Source organism: Paenibacillus sp. 598K, assembly GCF_003851045.1.
Lineage (GTDB): Bacteria > Bacillota > Bacilli > Paenibacillales > Paenibacillaceae > Paenibacillus_D.
The window spans coordinates 32,155-41,142 of the sequence record NZ_BFBX01000011.1 but is presented as its reverse complement, the minus strand read 5'-3'; the positions used below and the strand labels follow the sequence as shown (position 1 = coordinate 41,142).

The following is an 8,988-nucleotide window of genomic DNA, read 5'->3' as shown; positions in this document are numbered from 1 at the left end:
CCTTGCGGTAGAACAACACAGGCAGCTTCAGCCCCTGCCGCATCGGCGGGCCTCCTCTCGCTGGCTATTGCTAAGCTTCCTCCTGCGGACAATCCTTGCAGTACCCGAACACCTCGAACTTGTGCTTGATAACCTGAAACTGATCCGGCGCCTCGGTCATATCCATCGGACAGAACGTAATCGGATACGTCTTGCCGCATTGCAAACAGATCATATGATGATGGTGATGATGCTCATGGCAATGCAGCTTGAACTTCACGCCTTCCTCGAACATCACCTGCTCGAGCACACCCAGCTCCTCCATCACCCGAAGATTGCGATACACGGTATCGAAGCTGAGTCCCGAGTAGTATTGTCCCAAATAATCGTAGACGTCCTTGGGAGCCAGGTAGCCTGACGTGTCGGCGAACAGACGGGCAAGTGTTTTGCGCTGATCGGTGACGCGCAAGCCTTGTCCGGACATCTTCTGGATAATCTCATCTGCAGTCAGCACTTCTATACCTCCGTTCTCATACCTCCATAATGCCCCAAAAACGAACCCCCGTCAATCCGGCGTGATTTTATAGTATCTTTGTCGCCTATTCCTATTATATCTTCATATTCCCTTATGTTACGTTATTGACATGTCGTCAAATCATAGTTTAAATAAGGAGAGATTACAATGATTAGAGTTGCAATGTTAAGCTATTGGCATGTCCATGCCTGGGATTATACAAAACAGGTGCAAGCGCATCCGGGCACCGAAGTCGCTGCCGTATGGGATGAGCAGCCCGCTCGCGGACGCGAAGCGGCAGAAAAGCTCGGCGTACCGTTCGTTGAGGATCTCGATGCCTTGCTCGCCGACAGCTCGATCCAGGGCGTCGTCGTCGATACGCCAACCTCGATGCACCATGAAGTGATGATCAAGGCTGCCCGCGCCGGCAAGCATATCTTCACTGAGAAAGTCATCGCGCCGACGCAACGCGAGGTGCGCGAGATCCTCGCCGCCATCGACGAAGCCGGCGTCAAGCTGACCGTCTCGCTGCCGCGCCTCAATGATCCGTACACGCTGGCAGCGCAGGAGCTGGTGCAGGAAGGCCTGCTTGGCGAGCTGACGCTGGTGCGCGTCCGTCTGTCGCATAACGGCGCATTGGCTGGCTGGCTGCCCGAGCATTTCTTCAGCCTGGCGGAGTGCGGCGGCGGCGCCCTGATCGACCTTGGCTGCCATCCGATGTACCTGACCCGTCTATTCCTCGGATTGCCGGAGGCTGTAAGCGCTCAATTCGGCTACGTCAGCGGCAAGGAAGTCGAGGACAATGCCGTAGCGACGTTGAAGTACGCTAACGGCGCTGTCGGCATCGTCGAAGCCGGCTTCGTCAACAGCCACTCGCCATTCACGATGGAGCTGCACGGCACCGAGGGCACGATCCTCTACGGCACGCCGGAGAGCAAGCTGCTCTTGCGCAGCAATCGCCGCGAGAGCGACGGCTGGGAAGCCATCGAGCTGCCGCAGCCGCGCATCTCGGCATTCGACCAATGGGTCGAGCATGTCAATAACGGCACGACAGCCGACGAGAATATCCAGCTCGCCACCGACCTGACCAGCCTGATGGAGGCTGCCAACCTGTCGGCGGCGCAGGGACGGAACATCCGCCTGGACGAGCTGAACTAATCGACACGAATTCGAATCTGGGGGGCATGAACGCGATGGCCAGCAAGCCTTTTCCGTATCAGCTGATGGAGGACAAGATGGATGCGCTCGACCGGCTGGAGCTCCGCTTCCGTTGGGGCAGCTATGGATTCCGGGTATTGCGCTGCCATCTGACCTCATTCCCCCCAGGCAAGATTATCCGTTACCACAAGCATTCGGAGTTCGAGTTTCACTTCATCCCGCGCGGCAACGGCGTCGTCCGGATCGGCGAGGAGCCGTTCGAGCTGCGCGAGGGCATGTTCTACCTGACCGGGCCCGGCGTCCTCCACGAGCAGCAGGCCGACGAGCAGGACCCGATGTATGAGCTCTGCCTGCATGTCGATATTATCCCGCTGGATGAAGCAACGACGGAGGATGACTGGGGCGAGCTATGGGAGCGCCAGGAGGCCGAGCAGTGCGTCCAGGCGCTGCAGCAGTTCCCGCTGCGCACCTTTATCGACCAGCACCAGGCGATGCCTTGGTTCCTGCATGCGTATCGCGCCTGGGTCGAGGGCCGTCCCGGCTTTTATAGCTCGATCAAGCAGGCGATCATCCAGATCATGATGCGCACCGCCCGGATTACCGGACCGACGGAGGCGCCGTTTGCCTTGCCTTCGCGCAATCTGAACAAGCATCGCTTCCAGCTCGCCGTCCAATACATCCAGGACAACTACGCCAGCGCAATCACGCTGCAAGAGGTGGCGGAGCGGCTTCATATCAGCGTCAGACAGCTGCAGCGCATCTTTCAGGAGCAGCATGATTGCACCTTCAGCGTCTACCTCGAGAACTACCGGCTCAGCCGTGTCTGTGCCGCCCTGCTCGAGGACACGCTGCCGATCGAGCAGATCGCTCTCGATCATGGATTCTCCGGCAGCAACTATCTTTATTATGTGTTCAAGAAAAAAATCGGCATGACTCCGAAGCAGTACAAGCAGCAAAAGCGTCGACAGACGACCGACAGCCAAGCTGCAGCTCTTGCCGGATCAGCCGAGATTATGAAAAGGTAAGGTGAAGCGACATGAGTCAACTCGCTAACATCCGCATCGGCATCATCGGTACCGGCGGCATCGCGCATGCCCATGCCCGCGCGTACAAGCAGATCCCTGGCGTCGAGATCGTCGGCGTCGCGGATATCGTGCCCGGCAAAGCCGAGGAATTCCTGGCGCTGGAGCTGCTGCATGAGGCTCGCGCCTTCCAGAGTCATCGGGATCTGCTGACGCTTGATCTGGACGGCGTCAGCATCTGCACGCCCAATATCTCGCATCATCAGCTGACCGTCGACGCGTTGCGGGCCAACAAGCATGTGCTGCTGGAGAAGCCGATGTCCGTGACGCTGGAGGAGGCCATCGAGATGACGGAGGCCGCTCACGATTCGTCCGGCATGCTCACGATCGGCTTCCAGCCGCGCTACGATCCTAATATGACGCTCGTGCGCGACATCGTCCAGTCCGGCAAGCTCGGCAAGGTCTATTATGTCGAGACAGGCGGCGGCCGTCGGCGCGGCATGCCGGGCGGCACCTTCATCCGCAAGGATCTGGCGGGTGCCGGCGCAATGGCCGATATCGGCTGCTACTCGCTCGACATGGCGCTCCATGCGCTTGGCTACCCGCGTCCGTTGACCGTATCGGCTTACACGTCCAACCACTTCGGCACCAACCCGCTCTACCATCCCGAGGCGGCGAGGTTCGAGGTCGAGGACTTCGGAGCGGCGATGATCCGCTTCGAAGGCGATCTCGTCCTGCAGTTCAAGATCTCTTGGGCGATGCACATGGACACGCTTGGCTCGACGATGTTCCTCGGCACCGACGCCGGGCTGAAGATCAATCCGTTCGGCACAGGCAACTGGTCCGGCGTCTGGGACGGCCGCGTCGGCGACATTACGATGTATCACGACGTGATGGGCTTGCAGACGCATACGCCGATCCCGGTCATCTCCCATGACAAGGACCTGTTCCTCGAGAAGGTCCGCGACTTCGTCGAGGCGATCCGCGAGGGCCGTCCTGCCCCGATCCCGGGCGACCAGATCCTGATCCAGCAGGCGATCATCGACGGCATCATCCGCTCCTCCGAGCAGAAGCGCGAGATCGAGCTGAAGCTGCCGGACACGGTCTTCGCTGCGAGAGTCTAGTAGATCGATTAGATAAAAATAGCCCTCCCCGGAGACTCGAAGAACGAGCGCCCCGGGGAGGGCTTTTGTTTGCTTTTGTGCTTTTGTTTGCTTTTGCTCACGCGCCGCGCGCCTACAAGCGGATGCCTGGCATCGGCAGGAAGAGCATATGGATCGGCAGATTGCTGCCGGAGGCGAGCGTGAAGACGAAGTCGACGAGCTCATCCCGGCTACCGGTGCGATACAGCACGACCGACTCATGCTGGTTCCATAGAATGTTGGTGCGGGTTACGGGCACCGTCGTGCCGTTGACGGTGAAAGCCCCGGTATACTGGCCGCCGCGCGCGTTGAGCGCGATCACCGTATTGGGAGCCACCCTCACCTGCATACGGTAGAGGACGCCAAAGTTGCCGGTATTCAGCTCCAGCAGCCCCGTCAGATTGTCGATGCCATAGATGTAGCTGTCCATCGTCCGGTCGCCCAGGACGATCCGCTGCGGCTCGCCGCCCAGTCGCTCCCGGACGTCGATTCTCCGGTCCGCCGCGTTGAAGGTGCCCCGCACATGCTTGTTGTCGCGTGGCAGCAGCTTGAGCGAATCGAGCGCAGCGATGGGGTCGCGTCCCTCTTCGACGACAGCGATTCGAAAGCGGACATTCGTGTCGGTGATAACGTCGGCATACGCGCTCAGCACCTGATTGGGCTTCATCGGCAAGCGATGCAGGTCAGGCAACACAATTTTGGACTCGCCCGGTCCGAGCCGGGTCCATTTGGTTTGCGGCTTGCGCGTCAGCTCATTGAGATAGCGCTCGACCGACCGCTTGCCTGTGTTGGCCACGTATTGATCGGGTCCGCCCATCGCAAAGGCGCCGAAGCCAACCTGGGTCACCGTGCTGTTCGTATTGGTTGCGATCAGGACGAGCTTGAGATTTTTCTGGCTTCCGTTCAGATGATGAAACAAAAAGCGCGTCTGTCCCGTCAGCTGATCGTCGTAAGCGATCCCTTCGCCAAGCAAGGTCTCCGGCGAGTTGCTCCGCACCATCTGGGCCGGCAGCGATTGCACCTCATACGGCACCGCCCGATAAGCGAGCGAAGCCGTACCGTCCATCGCATACTTGTCGCCGACCGGCGTGAACTGGCGGTGGTACTCGTCGTACGTGTACAGCACCTCGGAGGTGACGGTGATCTCCTTGGTGATCCGGTCGGTCAGACCGTGCTGATCCTCGACTTCAAGCGTCACATATTTCGTGCCCGCCTGGAAGAACACCTCCCCGTTGCCTGACCAGGAACGGCGGACGATCGCATTTTCGTCATCACTGCTGCGATCGATGTACTGGATTCGCTCGCCGATCCGATACGATGACTTGTCTGTCGTAAAGTCGGCCACCGGCGGCTGATTCGGCATCTGTACGCGGATCGTCACCGAATACGGTTCGCTCCAGTTGCCATCCTCGCCGAGCACGATCCGGGTAACCGTGTAGGTGCCCGGCTCGTTATAATACTCCTGAAGCCCGGTCCAGTACTCGTCGATGTATCGACCGTTGGCCAGGTCGCGGACAGACACTCGCGTCTGCCCCGCGAAGATTGTCTTTGGCAACAGCTCGAAGGTTGCCTGAAGCGCATTGCTCCAGCGGAACGTCATGACAGTTGGCGTGAACTGGATCGTACTGCCGGTCAATTCGGCCCATGTGCGAAGCGGCACCATCAGGAAGCCTTCCTGAATGTACACCGTCCCCGAGGAGCGCACGACTTGACCGTTGACGCGAATGTTCGATTGTCCCGCTTTGAAGCGGATTTCCGTATTGCCTTTGACTGCGATCGATTCCTTGGTCGAGGCATTGTAGGATACCTGGAAGCCATAGATTTGGGCCATCGTTTTGAAGGGCCCATAAGAAGAACCATTGCGGAAAGTAACCGGCTGCACGGCTTGTACTGGCGAGCCGTTGTGGCGCAGCACCGGGCTGTTTTTGGTCAGGACCAATTGTTCGGAGCGTTGGGTTGACGCTTGTGTATGTCCCGGCGCCGCCACCAGCGGCAGCAGCAGACAGAGGATTAGCAATACCTTGATATATTTCATGCATGAACTCCTTTTGATGCCGATCTGGCTGATTGAATCACGCTACTGTGGACGCTGACTGCGCTGCAAAAGTTGCGTCAGCGCCGCCAAACGTCATGATATCGTCACATTTCAAGTCATGCGGCTGACCCGGTCTCTCCGACATGCCAAAAACGCCCTCCGCCCGCAAACAGGCGAGGACGTCAGCAATAAGCTGTGCAAGCCGTGTTAAAATCAGCCGAGCTGGCGCAAGCCGCGCTCGCTTAACCGTTCACTCGCATATCAGCCAGGAATGTGCCGGCCATCAGGACAAACAAGACAATGGCGGCGATTCGAAGCAGGTCGCGTCGGCGCTTGAGCCGCAGCAGCGCTTCCTGGGGAAGCTGCTTGTAATGACCCTCCATGTACGCGCGTTGCATAAACAACGACGTAATCAAGGCTGCGACAAAAAAAATATTAATAATAAACCAGGCTTGTCCCAAGTCCAAGGCGTAGCCACCTCCTGTTCGGCCGTGCATGCGAAGCTGCCGCCGGCGTAAATCCGGATCGGAGCCTCAAGAAGGGCTGCCTGCCAAGCGTCCGCAAGCGGTCTTGGCCGACAGCCCTGTCCTTATCGTCAGCTCGTTATAAATACCACATGTTGAGCAGCACGAAGAAAACGACAGCGCTGACCGCAGTCGAGCCAAAATAAAACCAGCCGGCCCGATAGCGCGTCTCAAACATGCGCAGGATGCCCAGGCTGAGCAGACTGAAGATCAGCAAGATGCCTACAGCGCCAAGTACGAACAACCCCGCAGATACATCGCTAACATTAACTAATGACAAGGTACGCACTCCCTCGACAATTCTAGTATATACCTTGCATTATAAGGGATACACTCATGCAAAGCCAGCCGGCACCTTGGACAAATTAGTGACAATTTTCACTCGTCCGGACTTTTGCGGATGACCGCTTCCTCATACTGATCGCCCGAGCGTCGTTTTCTTAGCTTGACCTGCAAAATACCGGCGGCGAGCAGCGCCCGGCACGTCGACGGTACGACGAGACAAGGCAACCGGACGATCCGATCCTCGCGTCCGCCGCCCGTCATCAGCTTGATCCGATCGGGACGGACGAGCAAGCGCAGCTGGTCGTCCCGGACCCCGGCGGGGATTTTGAGCTTGGCGATAATGAAGCGATGCGTCTCGAACAGCTCCGGCTCGCCGCCGCCAGGCAGGTTGGGCTGCAAGCCTGCGAGCGATGCGCCCAGCAGCTTGCCTACGTACCGTTGGACCCAATCTGACTGGGACAGCACCTGATCCGGCTGCGGCGTCCCTCCCTGCCCCATCCAGCGCTTCATCTGCTCCCAATCGAAGGTCGAGTCCTCTCTGGAGTAACCATCCGCCAAGCTGTTCACCTCCGTCTGTACATCCGCTCCTTCCATCCTATGCCGCCCACCGGGCGAATGTCCCTGTCGGACGAAGCCTCGCCTGGGCAAGACGAGGAACATCTGGGCGAATGCCGCATAGGATGGAGCAAAAGCATCCAACAGGAGGGGTGACCAATGCCATCGGTCGTCGGATTCGTCAACATCGTCAGCGTCGGCTCTAGTGCGGTAATCCAATTCGGTGACGCGCTGCAGCTCTCGCCCATCAGCAACTCGAAGTCTTATGCCGGCTCGGGCTCGTTCCTCACAGGCGGACTGAGCAATGCCAACAACGGCGTGAGCGCCACCAACACGCTGGATCCTGACGTTCAAGACAACGCCACAAACCAAGTGAATGCGATATGAACCTGACCGTCTATCAGCATATTACGATTCATCAATTACGCGTGGACAGCGTCTCGAATTCCTCTGTGCTCCAGATCGGCACCGCCGGCTCCGTCCAATCCCAGGCCAAATTGTTCAATAGCGGGCAATTCACTGGTCCGGCGCCGCAGCTCGGCGAGGAGAACCCGCTTCCGCTCGTCCCTTTCCCCAGTCCCAACTAGCGAAGGAGTGATCGCATGCAGCAGCCTTTTTCGTGGCCGGATTGGGCGATGCAGACGCAGCAGCAGTTGCAGACTCAGACGCAAAAGGTCGCCGAACTGGAGCGTCAAGTATGCGAGCTGAGGGCCAGGTTGGATACGCTTGGCGACAAGCCGGCCTATACGATCGAAAAGCTGGAATACCACTTCGATCAACTGAAGGTCGAGCGGCTCGACGGCACGCTCCATATCGGCATGATGCCGCCCGGCGCCGAATCGCAGGGCCAGATGGATCAGTTCACCGTGACGCCTGCTTATCCCAAGCCGCCAATCGTCGCTCAGCCGGGATCGACAGCTCCCGGCTCGCAGCCGCAGCCTGGCGCCGTCGATACGACGTCTGCGGCCAATGATCCGCTCTGGCAACGCCTCGAGCACTATATGAGGCATGAGGCGCCGCAAGTCCTCGAGCGGATCGCCGAGCAACGCCAGCTGCCGCTCGATCATCATCATAGCCGTCTCATCCTCGAGGATCTCGGTCGTCAGGCGATGCCGAGACTGGCCTACTACCGGGAGACGGCGCATCGGGAGGGCGGCGCGGCGCCCCAGGCCGACGATGCTGCGATCACGCGCACCGTCAACGATATCGAGGAGGCGATGCGGATGTACCTGGACCGCCTGCTCGGAGAGGAGCCAACCTCATGAACCTTCATGTGACGAACCATCAATTGTCAGTCGGCAGCATCTCGCTGCTCGGCGTCTCGGCGTCGTCGATGCTGCAGATCGGCGATACCGACCAGGTCGTGCTCTATTCGATGTTCGATACGCCGCCGGAGTCGGTCATCGTCGGACAGCTCGCGCCGCTGCCGCCGCCCTCGGCGTCGGCCGAGCAACCATGATGCCCGGGTGCGGCCGGACCGCGCATCTGGGCAGCCTCTCGATCGTCAACGTCTCGCTCTCCGGGATCGTCCAGCTCGGCGACCACGAGCGCTATACGCCGAGATTGCGGGCGATCGCCGTACAGCGCCAGGAGGATCATCTGACCGCAGGCGAGGCGGCGTTCGCTTCCTACCCGGTCTTCTGGCGGCCCTTCCCCGCTCCCCCTGCGCCGCCGGTCTGCGGCTGCCCCGCTCCCGGCATGACCTTGACCAAGCGGCAGCTCTGCCCCGACATCCGCGTCGGCAGCGTATCGATCATCGGGGTCGGCTCCTCCT

General features: G+C 59.5%; 13 protein-coding genes. 8 read left to right on the top strand and 5 right to left on the bottom strand.

Annotated elements, in window-relative coordinates; translation table 11 throughout:
• Nucleotides 1-70 precede the first annotated feature (70 nt).
• Nucleotides 71-493 carry a Fur family transcriptional regulator gene (locus tag PA598K_RS04370; RefSeq protein WP_128655712.1) on the bottom strand — a complete coding sequence of 141 codons (423 nt, stop codon included), beginning with the start codon at nt 491-493 and terminating at the stop codon, nt 71-73.
• 168 nt (nt 494-661) lie between these two features.
• Here PA598K_RS04370 and PA598K_RS04365 point away from each other — a divergent pair, with 168 nt between their 5' ends.
• Genes PA598K_RS04365 through PA598K_RS04355 form a run of 3 tightly spaced genes read left to right on the top strand, consistent with a single transcriptional unit; the run spans nt 662 to nt 3,797 of the window.
• Nucleotides 662-1,651 (top strand): Gfo/Idh/MocA family protein, encoded by a 990-nt coding sequence (locus tag PA598K_RS04365; protein ID WP_128655710.1) that lies wholly within the window; start codon nt 662-664, stop codon nt 1,649-1,651.
• A gap of 35 nt (nt 1,652-1,686) precedes the next feature.
• Nucleotides 1,687-2,676, top strand: coding sequence for an AraC family transcriptional regulator (locus PA598K_RS04360; RefSeq protein ID WP_128655709.1), 990 nt, complete (start codon nt 1,687-1,689; stop codon nt 2,674-2,676).
• An 11-nt stretch (nt 2,677-2,687) separates the two neighbouring features.
• Nucleotides 2,688-3,797, top strand: coding sequence for a Gfo/Idh/MocA family protein (locus PA598K_RS04355; protein ID WP_128655707.1), 1,110 nt, complete (start codon nt 2,688-2,690; stop codon nt 3,795-3,797).
• 112 nt (nt 3,798-3,909) lie between these two features.
• Here the strand turns inward: PA598K_RS04355 and PA598K_RS04350 are convergent, their stop codons facing one another.
• The 4 genes from PA598K_RS04350 to PA598K_RS04335 form a co-directional block, all read right to left on the bottom strand.
• A complete protein-coding gene (locus tag PA598K_RS04350; protein WP_128655706.1) occupies nt 3,910-5,850 on the bottom strand; it encodes a stalk domain-containing protein in 1,941 nt (646 codons plus the stop codon).
• A 242-nt stretch (nt 5,851-6,092) separates the two neighbouring features.
• A complete protein-coding gene (locus PA598K_RS04345) occupies nt 6,093-6,317 on the bottom strand; it encodes a hypothetical protein (protein ID WP_128655704.1) in 225 nt (74 codons plus the stop codon).
• Nucleotides 6,318-6,453: 136 nt separating this feature from the next.
• On the bottom strand, nt 6,454-6,663 hold the full coding sequence (locus PA598K_RS04340) for a hypothetical protein (protein WP_260405262.1): 210 nt from the start codon (nt 6,661-6,663) through the stop codon (nt 6,454-6,456).
• A gap of 89 nt (nt 6,664-6,752) precedes the next feature.
• Entirely contained in the window at nt 6,753-7,253 is a 501-nt protein-coding gene (locus PA598K_RS04335; protein WP_128655701.1) for an Hsp20/alpha crystallin family protein, read from the bottom strand.
• 120 nt (nt 7,254-7,373) lie between these two features.
• Between PA598K_RS04335 and PA598K_RS04330 the strand changes: the two genes are divergently transcribed.
• The 5 genes from PA598K_RS04330 to PA598K_RS04310 all read left to right on the top strand — a co-directional run.
• Nucleotides 7,374-7,601 carry a spore germination protein gene (locus PA598K_RS04330; RefSeq protein WP_128655699.1) on the top strand — a complete coding sequence of 76 codons (228 nt, stop codon included), beginning with the start codon at nt 7,374-7,376 and terminating at the stop codon, nt 7,599-7,601.
• The gene (locus PA598K_RS04325) at nt 7,598-7,801 is read left to right on the top strand and encodes a spore germination protein GerPB (protein ID WP_128655697.1); all 204 of its coding nucleotides are present in this window, start codon (nt 7,598-7,600) and stop codon (nt 7,799-7,801) included. The genes PA598K_RS04330 and PA598K_RS04325 overlap by 4 nt, the downstream gene beginning before the upstream one ends.
• 15 nt (nt 7,802-7,816) lie before the next feature.
• Nucleotides 7,817-8,479 (top strand): spore germination protein GerPC, encoded by a 663-nt coding sequence (gerPC, locus tag PA598K_RS04320; RefSeq protein WP_128655696.1) that lies wholly within the window; start codon nt 7,817-7,819, stop codon nt 8,477-8,479.
• Nucleotides 8,476-8,673, top strand: coding sequence for a spore gernimation protein GerPD (locus tag PA598K_RS04315; RefSeq protein ID WP_128655695.1), 198 nt, complete (start codon nt 8,476-8,478; stop codon nt 8,671-8,673). The genes gerPC and PA598K_RS04315 overlap by 4 nt, the downstream gene beginning before the upstream one ends.
• On the top strand, nt 8,670-8,988 hold a 319-nt coding region (locus PA598K_RS04310; RefSeq protein WP_128655952.1), incomplete at its 3' end, for a spore germination protein GerPE. The genes PA598K_RS04315 and PA598K_RS04310, both read left to right, overlap by 4 nt.

Excerpts from the sequence above, each read along its gene's own strand:
- PA598K_RS04325 (WP_128655697.1), top strand. The coding sequence starts at position 7,598 with ATGAACCTGACCGTCTATCAGCATATTACGATTCATCAATTACGCGTG.
- PA598K_RS04365 (WP_128655710.1), top strand. The coding sequence starts at position 662 with ATGATTAGAGTTGCAATGTTAAGCTATTGGCATGTCCATGCCTGGGAT.
- PA598K_RS04355 (WP_128655707.1), top strand. The coding sequence starts at position 2,688 with ATGAGTCAACTCGCTAACATCCGCATCGGCATCATCGGTACCGGCGGC.
- PA598K_RS04360 (WP_128655709.1), top strand. The coding sequence starts at position 1,687 with ATGGCCAGCAAGCCTTTTCCGTATCAGCTGATGGAGGACAAGATGGAT.
- PA598K_RS04330 (WP_128655699.1), top strand. The coding sequence starts at position 7,374 with ATGCCATCGGTCGTCGGATTCGTCAACATCGTCAGCGTCGGCTCTAGT.
- gerPC (WP_128655696.1), top strand. The coding sequence starts at position 7,817 with ATGCAGCAGCCTTTTTCGTGGCCGGATTGGGCGATGCAGACGCAGCAG.
- PA598K_RS04350 (WP_128655706.1), bottom strand. The coding sequence starts at position 5,850 with ATGAAATATATCAAGGTATTGCTAATCCTCTGTCTGCTGCTGCCGCTG.
- PA598K_RS04315 (WP_128655695.1), top strand. The coding sequence starts at position 8,476 with ATGAACCTTCATGTGACGAACCATCAATTGTCAGTCGGCAGCATCTCG.
- PA598K_RS04335 (WP_128655701.1), bottom strand. The coding sequence starts at position 7,253 with ATGGAAGGAGCGGATGTACAGACGGAGGTGAACAGCTTGGCGGATGGT.